General features: G+C 68.7%; 19 protein-coding genes. 14 read left to right on the plus strand and 5 right to left on the minus strand.

Annotation, left to right across the window (positions count from 1 at the left end):
* Positions 1-22 precede the first annotated feature (22 nt).
* The 6 genes from MRBLWH12_RS00875 (at position 23) to MRBLWH12_RS00900 (ending at position 8,651) form a co-directional block, all read left to right on the plus strand.
* On the plus strand, positions 23-1,561 hold the full coding sequence (locus MRBLWH12_RS00875; RefSeq protein ID WP_363545048.1) for a DNA-3-methyladenine glycosylase 2 family protein: 1,539 nt from the start codon (positions 23-25) through the stop codon (positions 1,559-1,561).
* Complete coding sequence (locus MRBLWH12_RS00880; protein WP_363545050.1) at positions 1,558-2,055, plus strand: methylated-DNA--[protein]-cysteine S-methyltransferase; 498 nt, start codon at positions 1,558-1,560, stop codon at positions 2,053-2,055. The genes MRBLWH12_RS00875 and MRBLWH12_RS00880 overlap by 4 nt, the downstream gene beginning before the upstream one ends.
* A 101-nt stretch (positions 2,056-2,156) precedes the next feature.
* Complete coding sequence (locus tag MRBLWH12_RS00885; RefSeq protein ID WP_363545053.1) at positions 2,157-3,536, plus strand: serine hydrolase; 1,380 nt, start codon at positions 2,157-2,159, stop codon at positions 3,534-3,536.
* Entirely contained in the window at positions 3,533-4,582 is a 1,050-nt protein-coding gene (locus MRBLWH12_RS00890; RefSeq protein ID WP_363545055.1) for a dipeptidase, read from the plus strand. The genes MRBLWH12_RS00885 and MRBLWH12_RS00890 overlap by 4 nt, the downstream gene beginning before the upstream one ends.
* Before the next feature lie 347 nt (positions 4,583-4,929).
* A complete protein-coding gene (locus MRBLWH12_RS00895; protein ID WP_363545058.1) occupies positions 4,930-6,840 on the plus strand; it encodes an ABC transporter ATP-binding protein in 1,911 nt (636 codons plus the stop codon).
* Positions 6,837-8,651, plus strand: a complete 1,815-nt coding sequence (locus MRBLWH12_RS00900; protein WP_341975606.1) for an ABC transporter ATP-binding protein — start codon at positions 6,837-6,839, stop codon at positions 8,649-8,651. Before MRBLWH12_RS00895 ends, MRBLWH12_RS00900 begins: the two co-directional genes overlap by 4 nt.
* A gap of 57 nt (positions 8,652-8,708) precedes the next feature.
* On the opposite strand, the gene xylB is transcribed toward MRBLWH12_RS00900, so the two are convergent.
* Both xylB and xylA read right to left on the minus strand, forming a co-directional pair.
* On the minus strand, positions 8,709-10,001 hold the full coding sequence (gene xylB, locus MRBLWH12_RS00905) for a xylulokinase (RefSeq protein ID WP_363545061.1): 1,293 nt from the start codon (positions 9,999-10,001) through the stop codon (positions 8,709-8,711).
* A gap of 8 nt (positions 10,002-10,009) precedes the next feature.
* The gene (xylA, locus tag MRBLWH12_RS00910; RefSeq protein ID WP_363545064.1) at positions 10,010-11,197 is read right to left on the minus strand and encodes a xylose isomerase; all 1,188 of its coding nucleotides are present in this window, start codon (positions 11,195-11,197) and stop codon (positions 10,010-10,012) included.
* A gap of 170 nt (positions 11,198-11,367) precedes the next feature.
* Between xylA and MRBLWH12_RS00915 the strand changes: the two genes are divergently transcribed.
* Entirely contained in the window at positions 11,368-12,534 is a 1,167-nt protein-coding gene (locus tag MRBLWH12_RS00915) for an ROK family transcriptional regulator (protein ID WP_363545067.1), read from the plus strand.
* 9 nt (positions 12,535-12,543) lie between these two features.
* Entirely contained in the window at positions 12,544-13,347 is an 804-nt protein-coding gene (locus MRBLWH12_RS00920) for a hypothetical protein (protein ID WP_363545070.1), read from the plus strand.
* Positions 13,348-13,454: 107 nt separating this feature from the next.
* On the opposite strand, the gene MRBLWH12_RS00925 is transcribed toward MRBLWH12_RS00920, so the two are convergent.
* Positions 13,455-13,913 carry a GNAT family N-acetyltransferase gene (locus MRBLWH12_RS00925; RefSeq protein WP_341975601.1) on the minus strand — a complete coding sequence of 153 codons (459 nt, stop codon included), beginning with the start codon at positions 13,911-13,913 and terminating at the stop codon, positions 13,455-13,457.
* A gap of 121 nt (positions 13,914-14,034) precedes the next feature.
* On the opposite strand from MRBLWH12_RS00925, the gene MRBLWH12_RS00930 reads away from it, so the two are divergent.
* Complete coding sequence (locus tag MRBLWH12_RS00930) at positions 14,035-16,254, plus strand: NADP-dependent isocitrate dehydrogenase (protein ID WP_363545073.1); 2,220 nt, start codon at positions 14,035-14,037, stop codon at positions 16,252-16,254.
* Positions 16,255-16,345: 91 nt separating this feature from the next.
* Here the strand turns inward: MRBLWH12_RS00930 and MRBLWH12_RS00935 are convergent, their stop codons facing one another.
* The gene (locus MRBLWH12_RS00935; RefSeq protein ID WP_363545075.1) at positions 16,346-17,821 is read right to left on the minus strand and encodes a L,D-transpeptidase family protein; all 1,476 of its coding nucleotides are present in this window, start codon (positions 17,819-17,821) and stop codon (positions 16,346-16,348) included.
* Positions 17,822-17,920: 99 nt separating this feature from the next.
* Positions 17,921-18,325, minus strand: coding sequence for a RidA family protein (locus MRBLWH12_RS00940; protein ID WP_363545078.1), 405 nt, complete (start codon positions 18,323-18,325; stop codon positions 17,921-17,923).
* A gap of 25 nt (positions 18,326-18,350) precedes the next feature.
* Here MRBLWH12_RS00940 and MRBLWH12_RS00945 point away from each other — a divergent pair, with 25 nt between their 5' ends.
* From MRBLWH12_RS00945 to nagB, 5 genes are read left to right on the plus strand one after another with little or no spacing between them, the layout of a single operon-like run.
* Positions 18,351-19,568 (plus strand): alanine racemase, encoded by a 1,218-nt coding sequence (locus tag MRBLWH12_RS00945; protein WP_363545080.1) that lies wholly within the window; start codon positions 18,351-18,353, stop codon positions 19,566-19,568.
* Entirely contained in the window at positions 19,559-22,894 is a 3,336-nt protein-coding gene (locus MRBLWH12_RS00950; protein ID WP_363545083.1) for a family 20 glycosylhydrolase, read from the plus strand. The genes MRBLWH12_RS00945 and MRBLWH12_RS00950 overlap by 10 nt, the downstream gene beginning before the upstream one ends.
* Positions 22,895-22,922: 28 nt before the next feature.
* Positions 22,923-24,110, plus strand: coding sequence for an ROK family transcriptional regulator (locus MRBLWH12_RS00955; protein WP_363545085.1), 1,188 nt, complete (start codon positions 22,923-22,925; stop codon positions 24,108-24,110).
* Between the two features lie 49 nt (positions 24,111-24,159).
* Entirely contained in the window at positions 24,160-25,125 is a 966-nt protein-coding gene (locus tag MRBLWH12_RS00960) for an ROK family protein (protein ID WP_341975595.1), read from the plus strand.
* Positions 25,118-25,897 (plus strand): glucosamine-6-phosphate deaminase, encoded by a 780-nt coding sequence (gene nagB / locus MRBLWH12_RS00965; RefSeq protein ID WP_363545088.1) that lies wholly within the window; start codon positions 25,118-25,120, stop codon positions 25,895-25,897. The genes MRBLWH12_RS00960 and nagB overlap by 8 nt, the downstream gene beginning before the upstream one ends.
* Positions 25,898-26,024 lie beyond the last annotated feature (127 nt).

The raw sequence follows: 26,024 nt of genomic DNA on the forward strand, positions 1-26,024 counted from the left end.
TGAGGCGTGTCAGAGTGGAGGCATGAGCTTCCCGATCACCGACTTCGACGAGCGATACCGTGCGATCAGTGCACGCGACACCCGCTTCGACGGGCAGTTCGTGACCGCAGTCCGCTCGACGGGGATCTACTGCCGTCCGAGCTGCCCTGCACGCACCCCGATGCAGAAGAACGTCACGTTCTATCCCACCAGTGCCGCCGCCCACGAGGCAGGCTTCCGAGCCTGCAAGAGATGCCTCCCGGAGGCCGCTCCCGGCTCGCCGGCCTGGAATCTGCGCGGTGACACCGCAGCCCGGGCGATGCGCCTCATCGCCGCTGGCTATGTCGAGCGCGAGGGTGTGCCCGGGCTCGCTGCTCGCCTCGGCTATTCGAGCAGGCACTTGACGAGGCTCCTCAGCACCGAACTCGGCGCCGGTCCTCTTGCGCTCGCCAGGGCGCATCGCGCGCACACCGCGCGGATGCTCCTCGTCGGCACGGACATGCCGATCTCGGAAGTGGCGTTCGCTGCCGGTTTCGCCAGCATCCGCCAGTGCAATGACACGATCCGCGAGGTCTTCGGACTCACGCCGGGCGAGCTCAGAGCCCGGCGGCGCCCGTCGGCCGGATCAGCGGCCGGTGGAACGAGCGTGGAGGTGAGCGGCGCCGAGGCGCCAGGGGCCATCGATCTCGTCCTCCCGTACCGCGGACCTTTGGATGCTGCCGGCGTCTTCGCGTGGATGTCAGCGCGGGCGCTCCCGGGCGTCGAGGAGGCGACGGCGACCTCGTTCGCGCGTCACCTGCGCATGGCAGGCGGGCCGACCTGGTTCGAGGTGCGTCAAGAATCCGATGAGCGTCTTCACCTGCGTGCCAGAGTCACCCAGCTCGCCGATCTCGCGCCGCTCGTCGCCACGGTCCGGCGGATCTTCGACCTCGACGCCGACCCGCTCGCCGTCGACGAGGCGCTCGCCGCGCACCCCGAACTCGCACCGCTCCTCGCGCGAACCCCCGGCATCCGCGTTCCGGGCTCGGCCGATCCGCACGAGATGCTCATCCGCGCGATGGTCGGGCAGCAGATCACCGTGGTGGCTGCACGCACGGCGCTGGCCGCACTTGCGGATGCGTTGGGGGAGCGCACCCCCGATGGTGGCCTGCTCTTCCCCACGATGGCGGCGATCGCCGGCCATGGAGCCGAGGTGCTCCGCGGGCCTGCGGCCCGTATCCGTGCGATCACCGGTGCAGCGGCGGCACTCGCCGACGGATCCCTCATCCTCACCGTCGGCGACGACGGTGTCGAGCAACGGCGGGCTCTGATGGCCATGCCCGGTATCGGTCCGTGGACAGCCGACTATGTGCGGATGCGCGTGCTCGGCGATCCGGATGTGTTCCTGCCGGGGGATGTCGCGGTGCGCGCCGGTGCCGCGGCATCCGGACTTCCCGGCGACCCCGCTCCGCTCACGGCCTGGACCGAGCGCACCGCGCCGTGGCGGAGCTACCTGACCGCGCACCTCTGGCGGGCGGCGCCGGTGCGGCCCGCATCCGCCCGCCGCATTGCCAAGACCACGACTTCGAAGGAGACATCATGACCGCCCTCATCCAGACTCTGGAAACCCCCGACGGACCGTTCACGATCCTCGTCGACGACCGGCAGCGGGTGCTCGCTTCCGGGTGGACGACCGACCAGCAGGTGATCATCGAGCGACTGAGCCCGGTCGCACGCCCGGTAGATGTCCGCGAGGGCGACACCGATGCCGCCGCGGCCACGCTCGCCTACTACGCCGGCGACCTGTCCGCGATCGATGGCGTCGCCGTGAAACAGATCGGGACTGCGATGCAACTCGCGGGCTGGGCGGCACTGCGCCGCATCGATCCGGGAGTGCCGCTGACCTACACAGGTTTCGCCGCAGCCCTGGACAACCCGCGGGCCGTGCGTGCGGCCGCCTCCATCTGCGCGCGGAACGCCCCTGCGCTGTTCGTCCCCTGTCACCGGGTGCTTCGCACGGATGGCAGCCTCGGCGGATTCGCCTGGGGGCTCGACGTGAAGGAGCGGCTGCTGGCCAGGGAGTCCGTCGGACGTTGAGCCTGGGCGACGATTCGAGCGCGCCGTCGTTGTGCTATCCGACCAAGTCCTCCTCGTGACCCGGCCATAGGCTCGTCCCGTTCCGAGACCGAGGAGGGCGGATGCGGCAGCTCGAAGACATCGAGGCCTGGATCGACCGACGCGTGCCTGAACTCCTCGCCGAGCATCGGGTTCCTGCGCTGTCGCTGGCCATCGCGGTGGGCGACGAGGTGATCGAATCGGCATCCGGAACGCTCAGTTTCGCGACCGGTGTCGAGGCGACGAGTGCTTCGGTTTTTCAGATCGGTTCGGTGACGAAGGTGTTCACCTCGACGCTGGCGATGCAGCTCGTGGACGAGGGGCTGCTCGACCTCGACGCGACAGTGCGCGACGTGCTTCCCGGATTCCTGGTCGCCGACGAAGCCGCCTCCGACCAGATCACGATCCGGCAGTTGCTCAGCCACACCTCCGGATTCGAGGGTGATGTCTTCGTGGACACGGGCCCGGGGGATGACTGCCTCGAGCGATACGTCGAGGTTCTCGCCGACACCCCGCAGCTGTTCGCGCCGGGCGAGATGTTCTCATACAACAATGCCGGGTTCTCCACGCTCGGCCGCATCATCGAGGTGCTCCGCGGCCATCCGTACGACCAAGTCCTTCGTGAGCGCTTGCTGGCACCCCTGGGGCTGGAGCAGGCCGCGGTGAACGCCGCGGAAGCCATCCTGCATCGGGCGGCCGTCGGACATCTGGAAGACGCGACCGGAGTCTTCGCCCCGACATCGGTCTGGTCCATGGAACGTTCGGGGAGCCCCGCGGGGTCGGTCCTTGCGATGAGCGCCCGCGACCTGCTGTCCTTCGCTCAGCTGCATCTGAGCGGCGGAGTCGCGCGTGACGGAGAGCGAGTCCTCTCATCGGCGAGTGTCGCCGATATGCAGCGCGAGCAGGTCCGGCTCCCCGATATCGATCAGGGAGTGGCCTGGGGGCTCGGCTGGGAACTCTTCGAACGAGACGGCCACGCCGTGATCGGGCACGATGGCAACACGATCGGCCAGTCGGCATCGCTTCGACTCGTGCCGGAATTCGGTCTCGCTGTGGCGATGCTCGCGAACGGCGGTGCGCCGCATCCGGTGTTCGCGACGATTCTCGACCATGTGCTGAGCGAGCTCGTCGGAGTCGCTCCGCGTTCCGCTCCCGTGTCGTCAGGCCCGGCGCCTCAGAACGCCGACCGATATGTCGGACGGTACGAGTCCAGCACGGCGATCACCGAGATCAGCCGCTCGAACGATGGCCGACTCTGGCTCGATCGAATCCCCCAGGGCGTCGTCGCGGAGCTGGGTGACCTCCCGCACCGGACCGAGCTCGTGGGGTGGCATCACGACGTCCTGCTCCCCGTCGAACCTGAAGGAGGGGTGCAGCAGCCGATCGCTTTTCTCGGCGATGACGGACATGGCCGGGCGTTGCACCTGCATACCGGCCGCGCTGATCGGAGAATGGACGTATGACCCTCGAACTGGCCACGGAACTGCACCACCGCGCGATCGTCGCGGATGCGCACAACGATCTGCTCTGCGCCGTCGCCAGCAGACCGTCGGAGCTGTGGTCGGACTTCTTCCGCGCGCAATGGCTTCCGCAGCTGCAGGAGGGCGGCGTGGATCTGCAGATCCTGCCGGTCTTCATCGACGACGCCTATCGGCCGGAGGGCGCTCTGCGGCGCACTCTGCGGATGATCGAGGCGGCGCACCGTCTCGCCGAGGGCAATGCCGATGCCGTCGGTCTGTGCCTCACGGGCGCCGATATCGACCGGGTGATCGCCGATGGACGCATCGCGCTCGTTCTGGCTCTGGAGGGCATGCCGGGTATCGCCGATGACGTCGAGATGCTGGAGACGGTCCACCGGCTCGGGGTGCGGGTGGGATCGGTCGCGCACTTCGGCCGAAGCGCCTTCGCTGATGGGAGCGGCGAGGACGCCGCCGGCAGTAGGCTCACTCGATCGGGTATCCGCGCCGTCGCCGAGATGGAGCGGATCGGGATGATCTTCGACGTCAGTCACCTCGGTGCAGGTGGCGTCGACCACGTGCTCGAGCTCGCCACCCGCCCGGTGATGGCGACCCACTCATCCGCCAGAGCGCTGTTCGACCACCATCGGAACCTCACCGACTCGCAGCTCACGGGGATCGCCGCGAGCGGCGGGCTGGTCTGCATCAACTTCTTCGCGCCGTACCTGCACGAGAGCGAGTACGCGATCGACACTCTCGTCGACCACTTCGAACACGTGGTCTCGGTCGCGGGCCTCGAACACGTCGGGATGGGCTCCGATTTCGTTCAGGAAGTGATCGACGACACCACGGCGCCCTGCTGCGTGCAGACGACCATCGAAGGCGTACCCGCCGATGAATACCTCCCTGGCCTGGAAGGTCCGGCCGGGTTCCCACTGGTGACGGAGGCGCTCCTTCGTCGCGGATGGGCAGAGGCTGACATTCTTGCGGTGCTCGGCGGCAACCTGCAGCGGTTCCTCCGCACTGAGCTCGGAGCCACCGTCCGCGACTGAGCGACAAACGGGCGATCGCGGCCGCCCGCCGATGCGGGAAGCAGCGCCGATCGCGACCGGAACCGGGAAATTCGGGAATGACTCTTGCGATCAGCTGGTTCCCAGCAATAGGCTGATGGGCTGTCGCACCGACCGGACGACACAGCCGAGCTCTGAGGAGGACACCATGACCACGATCGCCGTCGCGCAGATCGCAGCTCTCGGCTCGACCCCGGTGCGCCTGCTTCCTTAGACCAACTGCCGCGGGTCGCTCCGCGCCTTCTGTGTCGGATGCCCGGCTCTGAGAGCCCGTTCCGCTTCCGGCCCCCTTCAGCAACCGCTTTCCATACGAAACTCGTCTGAGAGACATGTCTTCCTCGCCTTCTTCGCAGAACACTTCGCCTTCGTCCACCCTCTCCACACCCGCCGCACTCTGGCGGCTCAAGCCGTTCGTGAAGCCGGTCATCTGGCGACTCGTCGGCGGTGCCGGCAGTGCACTCGTTGCCGCCGTCATCGCGTTGATGATCCCGCTCGTCCTCGAGCAGATCATCAGCGGTCCTGTCCAGTCCGGTGAGATCGGCGCCATCGCGTGGGGCGCTGTGGCGGTTTTCGCCCTCGCCATCGGAGAAGCGGCCATGATCTGGCTGCGCCGCTGGTTCGTGCTGAACCCGGCGACCGAGGTCGAGTACCGCATGCGGACCGACCTCTACTCTCGGCTGCAGACGCTGCCCGTGTCGTTCCACGACCGCTGGCAGTCAGGGCAGCTGCTCAGCCGCATGATGCAGGACATCGGTCTGATCCGCCGCTGGTTGGCATTCGGCCTGGTGCTGCTGGTCGTGAACGTGCTCACGATCATCATCGGCGCCGTGCTGCTGTTCCGCTGGCACTGGTTGCTGGGAACGATCTTCCTCGTCACGGCGATTCCGCTCTGGATCCGGGGGTACCTGTTCGAGAAGCGCTACGGCGCGCTCACGCGACGCAGCCAGGACCAGGCAGGCGACCTCGCGACCAGCGTCGAAGAGAGCGTGCACGGCATCCGGGTGCTGAAGGCGTTCGGACGCGGCAAGCACGCGCTCAGCCGCTTCAGCCGTCAGGCCGAGACGCTCCGCGAGACCGAAATGAGCAAGGCCGGGGCCATCGCCTCGATCTGGTTCTGGCTCGACCTGATGCCGCAGATCGCGTTCGGTCTCAGCCTGATGACGGGTATCTGGCTGATCTCGCAGGGCGCCATCGATCTCCCCGAGCTGTTCGCGTTCTTCGCGATGGCGACGGTGCTGCGCTGGCCGATCGAGTCGATCGGCTTCCTGTTCTCGTTCATGCTCGATGCCCGTACGGCAACCGACCGCGTCTTCGACATCTTCTCCGAGACGAACTCGATCACCGACCCGGAGAACCCGGTGCACATCGCGAACCCCCGCGGTGAGCTGGTGTTCGAGAACGCGCACTTCCGGTATCAGGATGCGGGAGCTCACGAGCGCGACCTGCTCGACGGCATCGACCTGGTGCTGCGTCCGGGCGAGACGATGGCGCTCGTCGGCCTCACCGGCAGCGGCAAGACGACGCTGACGACGCTCCCGGCTCGCCTCTACGACGTCACCGGCGGGCGCGTCACGCTCGACGGCGTGGACGTGCGCGACCTGACACTCGCCGAGCTGCGCCAGCACATCGCGATGGCTTTCGAGGATGCGACCTTGTTCTCGGCATCCGTGCGGGAGAACGTGCTGCTCGGCCGTGCCGAGCTCGACGTGCACAGCGAAGAGGCGGAACGCGTGCTGCGCGAGGCGCTGGATGTCGCTCAGGCAGGTTTCGTCGACGCACTCCCTGACGGCGTGGAGACGATCATCGGCGAGGAGGGCCTCAGCCTGTCCGGCGGACAGCGTCAGCGTCTCGCCCTCGCTCGCGCTGTCGCGGCGAACCCGCGTGTGCTCGTGCTCGACGATCCTCTCTCCGCGCTGGACGTCGACACCGAGGCGCTCGTCGAGGAAGCCCTGCGACACGTCCTCGCCGAGACGACGGCGCTGGTCGTCGCACACCGCCCGTCGACGGTGGCGCTCGCCGATCGGGTCGCGCTGCTCGAACGAGGAAAGGTCACCGCGGTCGGCACGCACTCCGAGTTGCTGCGGTCCAGTTCCCACTACCGGCACGTGATCTCCAGCCTCGAAGCGGAAGAGGCCGCACGCACCGGTGCCATCCCGATCATCCGAGACGAGGCCGATGCATCCGAAGAGGATGATCTGCCCGAAGAAGAACTGACCATCGAAGAGGAGGTGCAGGCATGAGCTCCGCAATCACCGGAACACAGAACGAAGACCGTTCGAACTACACCCGCGAGGAGAGCAAGGCGATCCGTCAGCGGTCGCTGCGCCTGCTGGGGTCGTTGATCCGCCCGCTGCGACCGCAGGTCGTCCTCGCCGCTGCTGTGCTCGTCATCTCGACGGCGTTGCAGGTGGCAGGTCCGATCCTGATCAGTATCGGACTCGACCAGGCGCTGCCGGCGGTGATCGAGCGTGCGGACTGGATGCCGACCTTCGTCATCGGTTTCGTGTACCTGTTCGCAGGTGCGGCCGCTGCCGTGCTCATCGCCTGGTACGTGATGATCGCTGCCAGGATCACTCAGGCGGTGCTGCTGGATCTGCGCAAGCGCATCTTCCTGCACACGCAGCGATTGAGCCTCGAGTTCCACGAGTCGTACACGTCCGGTCGCATCATCTCGCGGCAGACCAGCGACCTCGACTCGATCCGAGAGCTCCTGGACGGCGGCCTGAACAACCTCGTCTCGGGCGTCCTCTTCGGCGCGTTCACCTTCATCGCCCTCGTCGTCTGGGACTGGCAGTCGGGCGTGATCCTCGCGCTCGCCGGCATCCCGTTGATGATGCTGATGCGCTGGTTCTACTCGCGCTCGCAGCTCGTCTACCGGGAATCCCGTGTGATCAGCGCCAAGGTGATCGTGCAGTTCGTCGAGACGATGACGGGCATCCGCGCCGTGAAGGCGTTCCGCAAGGAGCCCCGCAACGATGTCACCTTCCAGAAGGTCGCCGGCGACTACCGCGACATCAACCGACGTTCGATGCTGCTCTTCGGCACGTTCGAACCGGGGCTGATGGGCGTCGCAGCACTCACTCTCGGCATGGTCGTGCTCTGGGGCGGCATCCGCGTCTCCACGGGTGCGCTCACCGTCGGAGTGCTGCTGTCGGCTGTGCTGTACGTGCGGAACTTCTTCGCGCCGATGCAGGAGATCGCGATGTTCCTGAACTCCTACCAGTCGGCGACGGCAGCGCTGGAGAAGGTGTCCGGGGTGCTCGACGAGCAGCCGACGGTGCCGGACCCCGAGAAGCCGGTCGACCTGTGGGAGTCGCGCGGCGCGATCCGCTTCGAGGACGTCACGTTCGGGTACAACGGCGAGAAGACGATCCTGCCGGACTTCTCGCTCGACATCCCCGCTGGGCAGACGATCGCGCTCGTGGGCACCACGGGCGCGGGCAAGTCGACGCTGGCGAAGCTCATCTCGCGGTTCTATGACCCGACGTTGGGCAGCGTCACCCTCGATGGCGTGGACCTGCGGAAGCTGCATCCGAAGGACCTGCGTCGCGCGATCGTGATGGTCACCCAGGAGGCCTACCTGTTCAGCGGGACGGTCGCCGACAACATCGCACTGGGCAAGCCGGATGCCACGCTCGACGAGATCCGGACGGCCGCGCGCGCGGTCGGTGCGGATGAGTTCATCTCCTCGCTCCCGGATGGGTACAGCACCGACGTGAACAAGCGCGGCGGTCGGGTGTCGGCGGGGCAGCGTCAGCTGATCTCGTTCGCACGCGCCTTCCTCGCCGATCCGGCAGTGCTGATCCTCGACGAGGCGACGGCATCGTTGGACATCCCGTCGGAGCGGTTGATCCAGGATGCGCTGCAGACGCTGCTCGCCGACCGGACCGCGATCATCATCGCGCACCGCCTGTCGACGGTCGCCATCGCCGACCGGGTACTGGTGATGGAGCACGGGCGGATCATCGAGGACGACACCCCTGCGGCCCTCATCGGCGGCACCGGAAAGTTCGCGCAGCTGCACGCGGCGTGGCAGGAGACCCTGGTCTGAGCCGCACATACGACAGGCCCGCACGAGGAATCGTGCGGGCCTGTCGTCTGTGCCGGGCTAGGCGCGCGTGGTCAGTCGCGCGGCCTGGCGGGCGGCGCCGAGGGCCACGTACTCCGCGATCTCCGGCACCTCGACCGGAAGGCCGAGCACTTCGGGAGCGATCTTTCGCACTGCTTCGGATTGTGCCCCACCTCCGATGAGCAGAGCGCGCTCAAGAGGGATGCCGAGGTCGCGCAGCGCGTCGAGTCCCGCGCCGAGTCCGCGCAGCATCCCCTCCACGGCTGCCCGCGCCAGATTGGGGCGGGTCGTCGATGCCAGGGTCATGCCGGAGAGCGAGGCCGTCGCGTCAGGCAGGTTCGGGGTGCGCTCGCCCTCGAAGTAGGGCAGCAGGCTGAGTCCGTCCGCCCCCGGTGATGCGCGCAGGGCGAGGTCGCTGAACTCCTCGAGCGACACTCCGAGGAGGGCGGCGGTGGCATCGAGGACTCTGGCCGCGTTCAACGTCGCCACGAGGGGAAGGAATCTCCCGGAGGCATCGGCGAAGCCAGCCACCGTGCCGGTCGGGTCCTCGACGCGCTCAGTGCTGATCGCGAACACCGTCCCCGAGGTCCCGATCGAGACCACGACGTCGCCAGGCCGAGTATCCAGCCCCAGGGCGGCGGCCGCATTGTCGCCGGCGCCGGGACCGACCTGACGACCGTCCGCATCGGCGACGGCGTCATCGGCAGCCAGGACGCGGGGCAGCACGGCATCGTGGCCGAGCGCGGCCACCAGCAGCTCGCGGTCGTACTCGCCCGTCGCCGGGTTCCAGTATCCGGTGCCCGAGGCGTCGGATCGGTCGGTGACGAGCTCGGCCAGCACCGGGTTCGCTGGGCCGAAGCCGCGCAGACGCCACGTCAACCAGTCGTGCGGAAGCGCGACAGCGGCGACACGCTTCGCATTGTCGGGCTCGTTGTCACGCAGCCAGCGCAGTTTGGTGATCGTGAACGACGCCACCGGGACGAGGCCCGTTCGCGCGGCCAGCGTCGGCGCGCCGAACTCGGCGATCAGGTCTGCTGCGGCTACGGCAGAGCGGGTGTCGTTCCACAGCAGGGCATCGCGGATCACGGTGCCGTCGGCGGCCAGCACCACCATGCCGTGCTGCTGGCCACCGATCGACCACGCCGCGATGTCTTCAAGACCTCCGGCCTCCGCGATCGCCGACTGGAGTGCCGTCCACCACGCCTCGGGGTCGACGGACGTGCCATCGGGGTGGCTGGCCCTGCCGGAGCGCACGACGGCACCCGTCTCGGAATCGACGATGACGACCTTGCAGGACTGGGTCGAGGAGTCGACCCCGAGAACGAGCGCCATCGCCGGACTCAGCGGGCGCCGAGGAGGTGCTCGGTCGCGAGCTGCTGCAGGCGGACGAACCCGAACCCCTTGCCTCCGAAGTACGTCGCGGGGTCGAAGTCCTCGTAGGCGGTGCGGTCTGCGAGGAAGTCGTCGTACGACTCTCCGGGGGCGAGGGTCGGCACGGACAGCTCGTCGACACGGGCGGCGGCGAGAGCCTCCTGCACCTCGGGGTCGGCGCGGAATGCGGCCGCCCGTTCCTTGAGCAGCAGGTACGTGCGCATGTTCGCGGCGGCCGAGTCCCAGACACCCTTCTCGTCTTCGGTGCGCGAAGGCTTGTAGTCGAAGTGACGGGGGCCGTCGTAGGCGGGCACGCCGCCGGGTCCGCCGTTCTCGAGAAGGTCGACGAGCGAGAAGGCGTTGTGCAAATCTCCGTGGCCGAAGACGAGGTCCTGGTCGTACTTGATGCCCCGCTGGCCGTTGAGGTCGATGTGGAAGAGCTTGCCGTGGAACAGCGCCTGCGCGATGCCCGCGGTGAAGTTGAGCCCGGCCATCTGCTCGTGACCGACTTCGGGGTTCACGCCGACCAGCTCGGGGCGCTCGAGCGAGTCGATGAACGCGATCGCGTGTCCGAGCGTCGGAAGCAGGATGTCGCCGCGCGGCTCGTTCGGCTTCGGCTCGATCGCGAAACGGATGTCGTAGCCCTTGTCGGTGACGTAATCGCCGAGGAGGTTGACGGCCTCACGGTAGCGCTCGAGGGCGGCACGCACGTCCTTGGCGGAGTCGTACTCCGCGCCTTCGCGACCGCCCCACATCACGAAGGTCTTCGCCCCGAGCTCGGCGCCGAGGTCGAGCTGGCGGAAGACCTTGCGCAGGGCGAAGCGGCGCACGTCGCGGTCGTTCGAGGTGAAGCCGCCGTCCTTGAAGACCGGGGCGCTGAACAGGTTGGTGGTCACCATCGGAACGATCAGACCGGTGTCGGCCAGCGCCCCCTTCAAGCGGTCGATCTGGGTCTGCCGCTCGGCATCGGTCGATCCGAAGGCGAACAGGTCGTCATCGTGGAACGTCAGGCCGTAGGCGCCGAGCTCGGCGAGCTTCTCGACGGCATGCACGACGTCGAGCGCCGGTCGGGTCGGGCCGCCGAAGGGATCGGCACCGTTGTAGCCGACGGTCCACAGGCCGAAGGAGAACTTGTCGTCGCGGGTGGGGGTTGTCATGGGATGCTCCAGCGGAAGATCGAATAAGTTGGCAACAACAACTTATGTCACACGTGACTCCTTGTCCAGCCCGTCGCGATCGGGGGTCGAGGATAGGCTGAACGGGCCGGCCGAACAGGCAACCGGTGGGAGGGGCATCCGTGGCAGACGGCGCGAGAAGCGTGGAGGGCGTGCGTCGACGCAACCTCGGTGAGGTGCTGCGACTGGTGCATGAAGGTGGACCGCAGTCGCGTGCGCGGCTCACGGCGGCCACCGGCCTGAACCGCTCCACCGTCGCAGATCTCGTCAGCGCCCTGGTCGATGCCGGTCTGGCCGTCGAACGCGAACCCGACCCGACACGACGCGCTGGTCGACCCTCACCCGTGGTCGCTGCGAGTGACGACGTCGTGGCGATCGCGGTCAACCCCGAGATCGACGCGATCGAGATGGCGGCCGTCGGCTTGAACGGACTCGTCCGCGTTCGCGCACGCGAAGTCGTCGACCGCCTGATCACCCCCGAGGATACGGCGAGTTCCGTGGCGCGCATTCTCGGAGAGTGGCGGAGCCGGGAACTGGCCGGCCTCCGCGTCGTCGGCATCGGCGTTGCGGTGCCCGGCCTCGTCCGCGCGACGGACGCGGTGGTGCGGTACGCGCCGCACCTCGGCTGGCGGGAAGCATCGATCGGCACCCTGGTTCAGGCGGCGACCGGTCTGCCCGTCGCCGTCGGCAACGACGCGAGTCTCGGGGCCAAGGCGGAGCATCTCTTCGGTGCGGCCGTCGGAAACGACGACGTCGTCTATCTCAACGGCGGGGCGAGCGGCATCGGCGGCGGGCTCATCATCGGCGGTCGACTGGTCGGCGGAGCGGGAGGGTACGCGGGGGAATGGGGGCAGAACAAAGCCGTGATCGCGGATCCGGCCGACCGGCGCAGCCGCGACGGGGTGCTCGAGGACGAGGTATCCAGAGCGCGTCTGCTGGACGTGCTCGGCATCGCCGCCGCCGACGACCTGGTCCTTGCAGAAGCGCTGGCTGCGGCGACCGACGCCGCCGTGATCGGCGAACTCTCCCGCCAACGTCGTGTCCTCGCATCCACTCTCGCCAGCGCCGTCAACGTGCTCAACCCGTCGATGATCGTGCTCGGCGGGTTCCTGAGCATGCTCCTGTCGGCGGACGCGGATGCGCTCGACGCGGCGATGCGCGTGCATGCCATGGCCGATCCGGCCGACGACGTGAGGATCCTTCCTGCAGCGCTGGGAGATGACCGATTGCTCATCGGCGCCGCGGAACTCGCGTTCGCGCCGCTGCTGGCGGATCCGCTGGCAGAGCCCGACGTCGAACCCCGTGCGGCTCGTGGGTAGCATCGAGTCATGGATCCTTTGCTGCTGCTCACCCAGTGGTGGTGGATTGCGCCGACAGTCGCCGGAGCGGGAGCCGTCGGCGTGATCGGCCTGCGTCGCCGGGGTGGCTCCGGCGGTCGTCGCCTCGCCTACGATGCCGCGCGCCACGACTTGAAGGTCGCGAAGCAGACCGCTGCTGAGGGGCGCTCGGCGGTCAAGGTCGCTCGGGCCGATCTCGCTCACGTCACGGCCCAGAGGGCGGCGCAGCGGGCCACTCCGGAGCAGGTCGCCAGCGCGAAGCGGATGCTGCGAGAGAAGGAGCGCGACGCCAAGACCGCCGCGGCCGAGTTGCGCGCACGGCAGGCCCGGCTCGCTGCCGCACGCGCGGCGATCCCCACGGCATCCGCTCCTCGTCCGCTGGAGCGGCTGCATGCCGCGCACGACGCGGTGACGGCACGGTGGATGCAGTACGAAACCGACGCCGCACGGCAGATCGCGTACCCGGCGATGACGGACATCAAGCGGCCGGCGACGGCAGCGTACCTGCGCGCGGCCGGACACGCGAGCGAACTCCGCCGCGGCGCCACCGGAAAGGTCACTCCGACCGCGTTCGCCGCGTACCGGGACGCGGTCGCCGACCTCGAGCGTGCCTTCGACGTGGCTGAACACGCCGCGAAGGTGCAGGCCGGCGAGGCGCCGGCGACGCCCGGTTGGCAGGACGCCGCTCAGGACGTGCTCAGCCGTTCGGCCGAGGCTCTGGACCGTGCGGCTGGTGCTGCGGCGTCCGCCCTCGCTGCCTGGACCGGTCGCGACCGCCCAGGCAAGCAGGACTGACTCTGGTCGATCTGCGCCACTCGGGTCGTGCGGCCATCCATCGCTCGAGCGCGAAGGAAGGCGACGAGGTCTCGGTGGGGGAGGGGATCCGAGACCCCGCCGCCGGTCTAGTTCGCGAGACGGATCTCGGCGATGACCTCGCCGTACTCGGTCTCTCCCACCGGCGTGAAGCCGACGCGGTGGAAGAATGCCTCAGGGCCGCCGTCGCCGGCTTCGTAGATCACGTTGACGTGAGCGACGCCGCGCTCGCGCGCCTCTTCGATCAGGCTCTCCACGGCGAAGCGCCCGACGCCCCGGCCCTGGTCGTCGGCGTCGACGTTGATGCGCCACAGCACCGAGCGGAAGTGCTCCTCGGGAGCATCCGGGTCGAAGTTCGCACTCACGAAGCCGACGACCTCGTTGCGGTCGAGGACGACGCGCTGCCAGGAGGTCTGCGGGTTGATGACGGTCGCTGCGATCCCGTAGGACACCGGAGCGAGGAACTGCTCCTGTCCGGGCTTGAGCGACAGGTTGTTCACGGCGACGATCGTCGCAGCGGAGAGTTCGACCATGCGCAGTTCGGACATGCTCCCAGGCTAACCCCTACCGACGACGTGCACACGCAAACGCCGCACATTACGAGCGCGACAACGGCTCAGGTATCTTGGTATCGAGACAATTTTGCCCTCGCGAACGGAGAACCACCAGGTGACCGACGACGCCATCATCTACACCTATACCGACGAGGCGCCGGCTCTCGCCACTGCCTCCTTCCTCCCCATCGTCCAGGCCTTCACCGGCCAGGCGGGCATCGAGGTCGAAACCCGTGACATCTCGCTGGGAGGTCGTATCCTCGCGGCGTTCCCGCAGAAGCTGGCGCCAGAGCAGCAGGTCAGCGATGCACTCGCCGAGCTCGGCGGCCTCGCCACGCTCCCCGAGGCGAACATCATCAAGCTGCCGAACATCTCGGCATCCATCCCGCAGCTGAAGGCGGCCATCGCCGAACTCCAGCAGCAGGGATATGACATCCCGAGCTTCCCGGACGAGCCGACGACGCTCGAGGAGAAGGACGTCCGTGCACGCTACGACCGCCTCAAAGGCTCGGCGGTCAACCCGGTGCTGCGCGAGGGCAACAGCGACCGACGCGCGCCGCTCGCCGTGAAGAAGTACGCCAAGAAGCACCCGCACCGCAACAAGCCGTTCGCCGAGGGGTCGAAGACCCGCGTCGCGACCATGGGTCACGACGACTTCAAGTCGAACGAGAAGTCCTGGGTCGCCGCCCACGACGACGTGCTCAGCATCCGTCACATCGCGGCCGACGGCACGGAGACCGTGCTGAAGGAGGGGCTGAAGGTGCTCCCGCGCGAGATCATCGACGCCACCTTCATGTCCGCCAAGCACCTCGACGCGTTCCTCGCCGAGACGCTGCAGACGGCGAAGACCGACGATGTGCTCTACTCGGTGCACCTGAAGGCCACGATGATGAAGGTCAGTGACCCGATCATCTTCGGCCACGTCGTGAAGGCGTTCTTCGCGGATGTGTTCGCACAGTACGGCGACCAGCTCGCCGACGCCGGCCTCAGCGCCAACGACGGCCTCGGGTCGATCCTGGCCGGTCTGGCCGGCGTCGCCAACGGTGCGGAGATCGCGGCCGCGTTCGACAAGGCCCTCGCAGAGGGTCCGCGCCTGTCGTACGTGAACTCCGACAAGGGCACCACCAACCTGCACGTCCCGAGCGACGTGATCGTCGACGCCTCGATGCCGGCGCTGGTGCGCAACGGCGGCAAGCTGTGGGGCGTGGACGGCGGCGAGGGTGACACCCTCGCGGTCATCCCCGACTCCTCGTATGCCGGCGTCTACCAGGCCGTGCTCGACGACGTCATCGCGAACGGCCCGCTGGATCCGGCGACCATCGGCACCGTGCCGAACGTCGGGCTCATGGCGCAGGCCGCCGAAGAGTACGGCAGCCACGACAAGACGTTCGAGATCGCGTCCGCCGGCCGGGTGCAGATCCGCGACGGCGAGGGCACGGTCCTCATCGAGCACGAGGTCGAAGCAGGCGACGTCTGGCGCGCGACGCAGACGAAGCACATCGCCGTGATGGACTGGGTCAAGCTCGCTGTGACGCGCGCCAGGGCGACCGGGGACCCCGCCGTGTTCTGGCTGGATGCCAACCGCTCGCACGATGCGCAGATCATCGCGAAGGTGCACCAGGGCCTGGCGCTGCTTGACACGCACGGCCTCACGCTCACGATCCTCGCTCCCGAGGAGGCCACCCGCTACACGCTCGCGCGTATGCGCCACGGCCTCGACACCATCTCGGTCTCCGGCAACGTGCTGCGCGACTACCTCACCGACCTGTTCCCGATCCTCGAGGTCGGCACGTCGGCGAAGATGCTGAGCATCGTCCCGCTGCTCGCCGGTGGTGGCCTGTTCGAGACCGGTGCAGGCGGATCCGCGCCCAAGCACGTGCAGCAGCTCGTCGAGGAGAACTACCTGCGCTGGGACTCGCTGGGCGAGTTCTTCGCGCTGGCGGCCTCACTCGAGCACTTCGCCGACACGACCGGCAACGAGAAGGCGCGCGTGCTGGCCGAGACGCTGGATGCCGCGACCGGCACCTTCCTCGAGGAGGACCGTTCGCCCGGCCGCGCCCTGGGCACGATCGACAACCGCGGCAGCCACTTCTACCTGGGCCTGTACTGGGCGCAGGAGCTGGCGGCACAGACCAAAGATGCCGACCTCGCGGCGGCGTTCGCCCCGGTCGCGGCGGCATTGGCGGCTGACGAGGAGAAGATCGTCGCCGAGCTGATCGCCGTGCAGGGGAAGCCCGTCGAGATCGGCGGCTACTACCGCCCCGACGACGCGCAGGTCACCGCGGTGATGCGCCCGTCGGCGACGCTGAACGGCATCGTCGACGCGATCGCGTAGTCCGAGAACGCAGAAGGGGCCGGATGCTGAAAAGCATCCGGCCCCTTCTGCGTGAGCACTTCGGAGGATCGACCCCCGCTGTGGTGCGCCGTTACCAGTGGACGGCGACGCTGACTCCGACGGGTGCCCAGTCGAAGACGTACTTCGCGACCGACACGGGCATGTTCACGCAGCCGTGACTCATCTGGTTGCCGAAGTTGTTGTGCCAATAGGCGCCATGGAAGGCGATGTCCGTCGCGAACCAGGTGTTCCACTGGACATCCTTGGTGACGTAGTCCTCGCCGACCATGTCCTGGATCTCGGTGTGTGCGAACACGGTGAAGTTGCCGGTCGGAGTGGGCGTCGCGTCCAGGCCGGACGAGATCAGCCAGGACTCCACGACCGCGCCGTTCTCGTACAGTGTTGCGCGCTGCGAGCTGAGGTTGACGTCGATGTGCCGGACCAAGTTGGTCGTCTCGAACGGGACCTCGGCGACCTCGAGCTCGAAGACGCCTTCGCCGGCTTCGAGTTGTGCAGCGAAATTGTCCGCCGCATCGGAGGTGTCGCCGAGCGTGCGGCCGTTGATACCGGCCGTCTCCTCGCGCAGCACGTTGCCGTCGGAGTCGACGACCTTCGTGGCGTTCGTCGGCGCACGATTCACGAGACCGGGAAGGGTGTCGATCGTCGCCTGGATCGTCTGCGGGTCGGCGTCGATGCGCAACTGGCCATCGTCGTCGACGACCGTCAACCAGCTTGCGGCGACGGCAGGCGCGACCGGAACGGTGCGCTCGGCGCCGACGTAGAAGCCGACGGTGCCGAGCATCGTGTTCAGGGTGCCGGCGGTCGTGGTGGCATCGTCGTCCGTGATGGCGGGGAGGGCTTCGGCCGGACCGCCGGGGAACTCCAGGGTCTTGCCGCCGTCGGCGACCGTGTCGGCAATGGCAGCAGTCAGATCGTCGACGTCGATCGCGGTGCCGTCCTCGCCGGGCACGATCACGAATGTTCCGCTCGCGGCGTCGAACACCACACCGGCGTTGACCGGGTCATCGAAGCTCGTCGGAACGGCAGCACGGAGCGCTCGATCCGCAGTCTCCGGATCGAGGGAGATCTCGGCGGCGACGGGTTCACCCATCCACGCCCCCAGATTCCACATCGGGTGCTCGGCGAACGCCTTGTCGGCCATGGCCGCGGCGTCGATGCTCGCCCCGAGGTCGGCACCGGTCAGAACGGTGTCGTCACCGGCTCCGGTGAGCGTCACTTCGGTGTCGGCGAGGTGCGAGGTGATGGCGTCTGCGGCGGCGCCGGGCGTCAACCAGCCCACGGGAATGCCGGCGACCGTCGTGCCCGGGGCGATCAGGATGGCCGAAGCCGCACCGGCGCCCAGCGCGAGGACGCCGAGCCCGAGCCCGATCCAGAGACCGAGCCGCTTCTTCTTCGGCTTCGGCTCGACGGGTGCCCAGGCGAGCGGCGGCGTGCCGCCCTCCGCAGGCGCGCCATCGATCGGCGCGAGCACTTCGGTCGCAGCGGGAGCCTCATCGTGTGCGTCGGTCGTCGCCTCGGACGCAGAAACCACATCGGTCACGCACATCACCCCCCGGTTCACTAACGTGTCCTAACGCTCTATGATACGGGATCGCAGGTAACGGAAAGATAAAGGTGGGGCGTGCGGCGGCTGCGGCCGTCCCGGTCAGTCGATGACGGCGAGACCGTCGATCTCGACCAGCATCTCCTCGCGCGGGAGTCCCGTCATCACGGTCGTGCGCGACGGGAGCACACCGCTCGGGCAGTGGGCGGTGACGAAGGCTCCGTAAGCCTCGTTCATGATCGGGAAATCCTCACGCGTGGTGAGGTAGACGCGCAGCATCACGACGTCGTCGAACGTGGCACCGGATGCTTCGACGATCGCCTTGACGTTCTCCAGCGTGCGGGTGGTCTGCGCGGCGACGTCGCCGGGGAAGAGGTACTCGTTCGTCACCGGATCGACGGGCCCCTGGCCGGAGATCTGCACGATCGGGCCCTTGCGGACGCCCTGCGAGAAGGTGTGCGCGGGAGCGGGGGCGGCCTCGGTGGAAACTCGGATCTTCGCAGTCATGCCGTCAGCCTAGTAGCGTTGTTAGATGCCTCTACAAATTCCGGACCCTGTTCTCGGCGCCTGGACGAAGGGCTTTCCGGCCCGAGTCGCCGGGATGCGCCTCTCCGAGGTCGCGGGCGCGGGTCTGCACCTCTCCGACCTGGTGACACCAGTGCTCACCGTTCAGGAATCGGCGATGGCGCACAACGAGGCGACGGTGTTCGCGTGGGCTGCAGATCAGGGCGTCCTCCTCGCCCCGCACGGAAAGACGACGATGGCGCCCGCGCTCTGGCAGCGGTTGCTCGATGCCGGAGCCTGGGGAATCTCGGTGGCAACGCCGTGGCAGGCCGAGGTCGCCGTCGACGCCGGCGTGCCCACTGTGCTGATCGCCAACGCGGTCGTGGACCGGGCCGCGGCGCAGCGACTCGGGGCGCTGCTCGAGGCGAATCCGCAGTTGCGCATCCTGTGCTGGGCAGACTCGCTCAGCACCGTCGACATCATCGCGGACGCGACCAGCGACCTCACCCGCCCCCTCGACGTGCTCGTCGAACTCGGCGGGATGGGCGGGCGCACCGGAGCGCGCACCGTCGCCGAGGGGGAGCGGATCGCCGCTGCGATCGCCGCCGCCCCCGGACTGCGACTGGCCGGTGTCGCCGGGTATGAGGGCCCGTACGGCCCCGATCGCAGCGCCGCCTCCGTGGCCGCGGTCGACGCATATCTGCAGACTCTCGTAGAACTGCACCGGCGCCTCGATTACCCGGAGGGATATCGGCCGGTGCTCACCGCGGGCGGCAGCTCCTTCCCGGATCGGGCCGCAGCGGTGCTGGCCCCGCTCGGCGAGGGTGCCGATGTGGTGCTGCGCTCCGGGGCCTTCCAGATCCACGACGACGGCTTCTACGCGAGGATGTCTCCGTTCGGCCCGCTCGTCGGCACGGAGCCGCTGCGCTCGGCGATGCACGCCTGGGCGCGCGTGGTCTCGCAGCCGGAGCCGGGGCTCGCGCTGCTGGATGCCGGCCGTCGCGACGTGCCCTTCGACATCGACCTGCCGGTGCCGCAGTCGGTAGCCGGCCGCATCACGGCGCTCAACGATCAGCACGCCTTCCTCAGCCTCGCGCCGGAGGCATCCGTGCACGTCGGTGAGGTGGTCAGGCTCGGGCTCTCGCATCCGTGCACGGCGTTCGACAAGTGGCGGGTGGTGGCCGTGATCGATGATCCGGATGCCGCCGATCCGCGCGTCATCGGGGCGGTGGCGACGTGCTTCTGAGTGCAGAGCAGGCCGAGGCCGGACGCGTGCGGGTGTATCGGGGAGCCACCGTCGTCGACGGCACCGGTGCCTCGCGGTATCCGGCCGACGTCGCCGTCGAGGGGGCGAGGATCGTCGCGGTGCTGCCGCTCACGACGGCATCGGACGCCGATGCGCTCGAGCTGCCCGCGGGGGCCGTCGAGGTCGATGCCACCGGCCTCGCTCTTGCGCCCGGATTCATCGACATGCACGCCCACAGCGACCTCGCCGTGCTGACCGGCGCCGCGCACGACGCGAAGATCCTGCAGGGAGTCACGACCGAGGTCCTCGGTCAGGACGGACTCGGCTACGCTCCGCTCGACGACGCCTCGGCCGCGATCATCCCGGGCCAGATCGCAGGCTGGAACGGACCGGCGGCTTCTGTGCCGTGGCGATCCATGGGCGACTTCCTCGCCGAGATCGACCGCACGGCGGTCGGCAACGCGGCGGTGCTCGTCCCGCAGGGCAACCTGCGCATGATGGTCGTCGGTCATGAGAACCGCCCGGCGACTCCGGTGGAGCTGGACGCGATGGCCGAGCTCCTCGGAAAAGCGCTCGACGCCGGCGCGTTCGGGATGTCCAGCGGTCTCACCTACACGCCGGGAATGTACGCGGACACCGCCGAGCTTGAGGCGCTCTGCCGGGTGGTCGCCGAACGCGGCGGCTACTGGGCGCCGCACACCCGCAGCTACGGCGCGGCGGCGCTGTCTGCCTACCGGGAAGTGCTCGACATCGGTCGGCGCACCGGTTGCCCAATCCACCTCACCCACGCGACCATGAACTTCGCCCCGAACCGCGGCCGCGCGGCCGATCTGCTCGCACTCGTCGACGAGGCGATCGCGGACGGCGTCGACGTGACCCTGGATACCTATCCGTATCTGCCGGGGTCGACGACGCTCGCGTCGCTGCTGCCGAGTCGGCTCGCGGAGGGCGGAGATCTCGTGGCGACGATCGCCCGGCTCGATGCCGATGCCCGTGAGGAGGTGCGCGTCGAGCTGGAAGACATCGGATGCGACGGCTTCCACGGCGAAAGGGCCGACTGGAGCAGCATCCAGATCGCCGGCACCGCGAACCCCGCACTCGCTGGGCACATCGGACGGACGATCGCCGAGATCGCCGAGAGCAGCAGGCAGCGCGCCGTCGATGTCGTGCTCGACACGATCGTGGCGGATGCCGGGGCGACGAGCATCCTCATGCACATCGGCGACGAGGACAACGTCAGGGCGATCATGCGTCACCCGCGCCACACCGGGGGCAGCGACGGCATCCTGATCGGGGCGCGCCCGCATCCGCGCGGGCGCGGAACCTTTCCTCGTTATCTCGGTCACTACGTCCGCGAACTCGGCATTCTCACGCTGGAGGAGGCCGTGCGGCATCTCGCCGGCACCCCGGCCGAACGCCTGGGGTTGCATCGCGGCGACGCCCCCCGCGGTGTGATCCGTGTCGGCGCCACCGCCGACCTCGTGCTCTTCGACCCGGAGACCGTGGCGGCGGGCGCGACTTTCGACGACCCGCACGTGCCGCCGACCGGCATCGTGGAAGTGCTCATCGGGGGAGTCGTGGTCGTCGCGCGCGGTGCTGCCACGGGAGCGACGCCAGGACGCGCCCTCCGGTTGCCCCCGCCGGCGCATCGGGCGATCCTGCCCCGAGTCAGCACCACCATCGACGAAGCGGCCGAGGGCTTCGCATGGACGTCGCAGACCCCCGTCGTCGCGGCACTGGAATGGGCGAGCATCGCGGCCAGGCTCGGTTCCGGCGCTGCGGTCGAGGCCGCGCCCGGCACCGAGCCGGCGATCACCCTCGTCCTCGACGAGCAGCTCACGGCGGCACCGTTCGCGGACGGTCGGATCGTCGCGGAGGCATTCCGCCTCTCCGTTGTTGCTGACGGTGTCGAGATCAGAGGCGCGACAGCCGCCGGGATCTTCCGCGGCGCCACCGTGCTCCGTCAGCTGCGCCCGCCGGAGAGCGTCGACGCGCGCATCCCGGCAGGGGTGTGGGAGGGAGCCCCGGCTTACGGATGGCGCGGAGTGATGCTCGACGTCGCGCGCCACTTCCGGCCGCCCGCCGACATCCGCCGACTCATCGACCTTCTCGCCGACCACCACCTGAACGTGCTCCACCTGCATCTCAGCGACGACCAGGGGTGGCGGTTCGAAGTTCCGGGCTTCCCGCGCCTGACCGAGGTCGGCGCTCGCCGCAGCGCGACCCAGCGCGGGCACGGTCCGCAGGCGACGGTGGAGCCCGGCGTGCACGAGGGGTTCTACACCGACACCGAGCTGCGCGATCTCGTGGCCTACGCCGCCGAGCGTTTCGTCACGCTGGTGCCCGAGGTGGAGCTACCAGGGCATGTTCAGGCCGCGCTCGCCGCCTATCCGGAATTGGGCAACCTCGACGCCGCCGAGCCCGTCACGAGCCCGTGGGAGCGGTTCGGCGTCAACCCGCGCACTCTCGCGCCGACCGAGGCATCATTGGCCTTCGGTCGGGCGGCGATCGACGCGCTGTGCGACCTCTTCGACGCGGAGTGGATCGGGATCGGCGGCGACGAGGTGCCGGTGACCGAGTGGCAGCAGAGCCCCGCGGCAGCGGAGCGGATGCAGCAGCTCGGCCTCACCTCGCCGCACGAGATCCAGCCGTGGTTCACCGCGCACTTCGTCTCCCATGTGCGGAGCCGCGGCCGCACCGCCCTTGCCTGGGATGAGGTGCTGGAGGGCGATGTGCCGGACGGTGTGCGGATCCTCGCGTGGCGTGGACCGGTCGCGATGCGGGAGTCGCTGCGCCGCGGCATCCCGGTGATCGCCTGCCCCGACCTCGAGGTGTACCTCGACTATCCCCAGTCCGACTCCGAGGAAGAGCCGATTCGCGTCGGGCCGCCGCTGACGATCGAGCGGGCCTATTCTCTGCGCGTGGAGGAGGGGGCGATCGGCGGTCAGGCGAACGTCTGGACCGAGCATCTGCCCACGCGCGATCGGGTCGACTTCGCGACGTTCCCGCGCCTGGCCGCCACGGCCGAACGGCTGTGGGACGGGGGCGAGCCCGGCGCTTTCGAGGACTTCGCGCGCCGCCTGGAGGTGCACCTGCGCCGCCTGGCCGCATCCGGTGTGGCGTACCGCCCGCTGGACGGTCCGACCCCGGATCAGCGGCGCCCTGGGGTGCCGGGGAAGCCGCTCACCATCGCCGCTCGTGAGGAGATCGTCGCCGGGCTCGTCCGCACCCTCGAGGAGCGCGAGCGCCCATATGATGAGCACCTCAGGAAGTCAGGTAACGTTTCGATAACCCTCCCCGCGAGCAGCAGGCCTGGGGTTGCGTAAATCCAGTTCGTAAGGTCTACTAACAAACATGTCCGCATTGGATGAGCAGCGTCCCACATCGTCGTCTGATTACGCCGGTGCGAACACGCACGCCTTCGGCCCGGGCCGACACCTGCGCTCGCGCTCCAAGGTGCTGCCCGAGCACGCCAGAGGGCACAATCGCGCTCTCGTCCTGCAGACGCTCTTTCACGCCGGGGCGATGAGCCGCGCAGATCTCTCCCGCGAGACCGGATTGACCAGGGTCACCATCTCCGATCTGGTGGCCGAGTTCGTCGCCGACGGCATCATCATCGAGATGGGGGTGCGCGCGATCGTGGGTCCGGGTAAGCCTCCGATCCTCATCGACATCGACCGCGCGGGTCACCAGATCATCGGCATCGACCTCTCCGGTCCGAGCGCATTCGCCGGAGCCGTGCTCAGCCTCGACGGCGAAGTGATCGAGCGCCGGGAGGTGCCGCGCCCGGAGTCTCCGGACGGCGACGAGGCGTACGCCGCCACGCTCGCGCTCGCCAGGAGCCTGGTCGAGGCGTCGAACCGCCCCCTGCTCGGCGTCGGCATCGGCACGCCGGGTGTGGTCCGACCGGACGGACTCGTCCTGAGTTCACCGAACCTCGGCTGGACGAATTTCCCGCTCGAAGCGAAGCTCGGCGTCGATCTCGGGCTCCCGGTCCTTGCGCGCAACGACGCGAACGCCGCCGTGCTCGCCGAGTACACCTTCGGTGACGCCAAAGCCGACTTCATGCTCATCAAGATCGGCAAAGGCGTCGGTGCCGGTCTCATCACCGGCAGCCAGCCGTTGCTCGGCAGCCGATACGCGGCGGGGGAGATCGGCCACGTCGTCGTGGGAACCGACGGAGGACCTCGGTGCGCGTGCGGCAAGGACGGATGCCTCGAGGCCTGGCTCAGCGTCAGTCGCCTCGGCGCCGCCATCGCCGAGAACCCAGAGGCTCGTGACGACATCCTCCGCGACGCCGGAACCCGGATGGCCATCGCCATCGCCCCCATCGTCGCCGCCCTCGACCTGTCCGAGGTCGTGCTCTCCGGTCCTGCCGAGCTGCTCGACGGCATCCTCACCGACGCCGCCATCGAGACTCTGCACGCCAGGACGCTGGAGGGGGTCTTCGAAGATGTCGCGGTGCGGCTCACCGACCAGGCCGACATCGTCCTTCGCGGCGCCGCAGTGATGGTGCTCTCGAGCCAGCTGGGAGTCTCGTGATCCTCGCCTCGAGCCCGACCACCCCGATGACGACCAGGAGCTTCATCCGATGAAGGGTGCTGACATCGCCGACCTCGACGGTCGGCAGATTCGCGTGGGCCTGGATGTCGGCGGCACGAAGATCGATGCCGTCGCCATCTCGCCGGCCGGAGACATCCTCGGCCGTCTGCGCCGCCCCACCGGCTGGGGCGAGGAAGCCGTTCTCTCCGGCATCATCGAGACCGTCCGGGCACTCGCCGACGAGGTCGGCTATCCGATGGACGACGTCCGTTCGGTGGGTGTCGGCATCCCCGGGCTCGTCGACGCCGGTTCCGGCCGTGTCCTGCACGCCGTGAATCTCGGCGTCGAATCGCTGGATCTCGCCGCACGTGCGCAGGATGCGATGGGCATCCCGTTCCGAGTGGAGAACGACGTGAAGGCCGCGGCGCTGGGGGCGGCTGTCCTGCGCGGTGTCACCGGTTCGATGGCCTACCTCAACCTCGGTACCGGGGTCGCAGCAGGGATCGTCGTCGAGGGTCGCATCTGGCGAGGCGCCACGGGCACGGCGGGCGAAGTCGGGCACATCTCGGTCGATCCCCGGGGCAGACTCTGCGGTTGCGGCCAGCGGGGCTGCATCGAGACCTTCTGCGGTGGCGGCGCGCTCGCCCGCGCATGGGGGCGTCCCGGTGCGCTGCCGGTCCGCGACATCTTCGACGCCGCTGAGACCGGCGATGCAGACGCGGTGGCCCTCAAGGCCGACCTCATCCACGGTGCCGCGGCCGCGGTCCGCGTCCTGGTGCTGTCCGCCGATGTGGAGAAGGTCATCATCGGTGGCGGAATCACCTCGCTCGGCGCACGGCTCGAAGACGGCATCCGCGCCGCGCTCCGCGCCGAGGCTGAGACCTCGGCGTTCATGAACTCGCTCCACCTGGACGCGAGAATCGAACTGCTCGCCGCCGGTTCCCCCGCCGCGGCGTTCGGCGCCGCGGTGATCGGCGCATCCGTCCCAGAGAAAGAGATCATGGCCCATGGCTGAAGTCGTCATTGTCGAGAACGCGGAAGCCGCTGGCGCCCTCGTCGCGCAGGAGATCGTCGAGCTCATCGACGCCCGCCCCGATGCGGTGCTCGGGCTCGCGACCGGATCGACGCCGCTCACCGTGTATCAGGCGCTGCGCTCGCGGCTCGCGGATCACGATGTCTCGCAGGTGCGCGGTTTCGCGCTCGACGAGTACGTCGGTCTCGACCCTGCTCACCCGGAGAGCTACCGCTCGGTGATCACGCGCGAAGTCGTCGAACCGCTCGGGCTCGACCCGCGGCGCATCCATGTTCCCAATGGTGCGGCCGCGAGCATCGAGCGCGCCGGCGCCGACTACGAGGCGGCGATCGCGGCCGCGGGAGGCGTCGATCTGCAGATCCTCGGTATCGGCACCGACGGGCACATCGGGTTCAACGAGCCGGGGTCATCCTTCGCTTCGCAGACCCGGGTGAAGACGCTCACCGAGCAGACCCGTGCGGACAACGCGCGCTTCTTCGATTCCGTCGATGATGTGCCGCGGCACTGCATCACGCAGGGACTCGGCACGATCCTTCGCGCCCGTCACCTGGTTCTGCTCGCGTTCGGCGCCGGGAAGGCGCAGGCGGTCGCGGATGCCGTCGAAGGTCCGCTCACCGCATTCCTTCCCGGATCCGCCGTCCAGCTGCACCCGCACGCGACGATCGTCGTCGACGAGGCTGCAGCATCCCGCCTCAAGCTCGCCGACTACTACCGGTACACATACGCGAACAAGCCGGCCTGGCAGGGTCTCTGAGCTCGACGTCGGCCGTCGCGTCGTCGCGTTTCGGCTCGCTCCGCTCGCTCAACGACCGGCGGTGTGCGTTCCCGTCGGTCGTTGAGCGAGGGAGCACCAGCGACCGAGACGAAACGCGACGATCCGC

The organism is Microbacterium sp. LWH12-1.2 (genome assembly GCF_040675825.1).
Lineage (GTDB): Bacteria > Actinomycetota > Actinomycetes > Actinomycetales > Microbacteriaceae > Microbacterium.

What these genes read in the sequence shown, in the direction of transcription:
- MRBLWH12_RS00875 (WP_363545048.1), top strand. Translation starts at nt 23, where the DNA reads ATGAGCTTCCCGATCACCGACTTCGACGAGCGATACCGTGCGATCAGT.
- MRBLWH12_RS00880 (WP_363545050.1), top strand. Translation starts at nt 1,558, where the DNA reads ATGACCGCCCTCATCCAGACTCTGGAAACCCCCGACGGACCGTTCACG.
- MRBLWH12_RS00885 (WP_363545053.1), top strand. Translation starts at nt 2,157, where the DNA reads ATGCGGCAGCTCGAAGACATCGAGGCCTGGATCGACCGACGCGTGCCT.
- MRBLWH12_RS00890 (WP_363545055.1), top strand. Translation starts at nt 3,533, where the DNA reads ATGACCCTCGAACTGGCCACGGAACTGCACCACCGCGCGATCGTCGCG.
- MRBLWH12_RS00895 (WP_363545058.1), top strand. Translation starts at nt 4,930, where the DNA reads ATGTCTTCCTCGCCTTCTTCGCAGAACACTTCGCCTTCGTCCACCCTC.
- MRBLWH12_RS00900 (WP_341975606.1), top strand. Translation starts at nt 6,837, where the DNA reads ATGAGCTCCGCAATCACCGGAACACAGAACGAAGACCGTTCGAACTAC.
- xylB (WP_363545061.1), bottom strand. Translation starts at nt 10,001, where the DNA reads ATGGCGCTCGTTCTCGGGGTCGACTCCTCGACCCAGTCCTGCAAGGTC.
- xylA (WP_363545064.1), bottom strand. Translation starts at nt 11,197, where the DNA reads ATGACAACCCCCACCCGCGACGACAAGTTCTCCTTCGGCCTGTGGACC.
- MRBLWH12_RS00920 (WP_363545070.1), top strand. Translation starts at nt 12,544, where the DNA reads ATGGATCCTTTGCTGCTGCTCACCCAGTGGTGGTGGATTGCGCCGACA.
- MRBLWH12_RS00925 (WP_341975601.1), bottom strand. Translation starts at nt 13,913, where the DNA reads ATGTCCGAACTGCGCATGGTCGAACTCTCCGCTGCGACGATCGTCGCC.
- MRBLWH12_RS00935 (WP_363545075.1), bottom strand. Translation starts at nt 17,821, where the DNA reads ATGTGCGTGACCGATGTGGTTTCTGCGTCCGAGGCGACGACCGACGCA.
- MRBLWH12_RS00940 (WP_363545078.1), bottom strand. Translation starts at nt 18,325, where the DNA reads ATGACTGCGAAGATCCGAGTTTCCACCGAGGCCGCCCCCGCTCCCGCG.
- MRBLWH12_RS00945 (WP_363545080.1), top strand. Translation starts at nt 18,351, where the DNA reads ATGCCTCTACAAATTCCGGACCCTGTTCTCGGCGCCTGGACGAAGGGC.
- MRBLWH12_RS00955 (WP_363545085.1), top strand. Translation starts at nt 22,923, where the DNA reads ATGTCCGCATTGGATGAGCAGCGTCCCACATCGTCGTCTGATTACGCC.
- MRBLWH12_RS00960 (WP_341975595.1), top strand. Translation starts at nt 24,160, where the DNA reads ATGAAGGGTGCTGACATCGCCGACCTCGACGGTCGGCAGATTCGCGTG.
- nagB (WP_363545088.1), top strand. Translation starts at nt 25,118, where the DNA reads ATGGCTGAAGTCGTCATTGTCGAGAACGCGGAAGCCGCTGGCGCCCTC.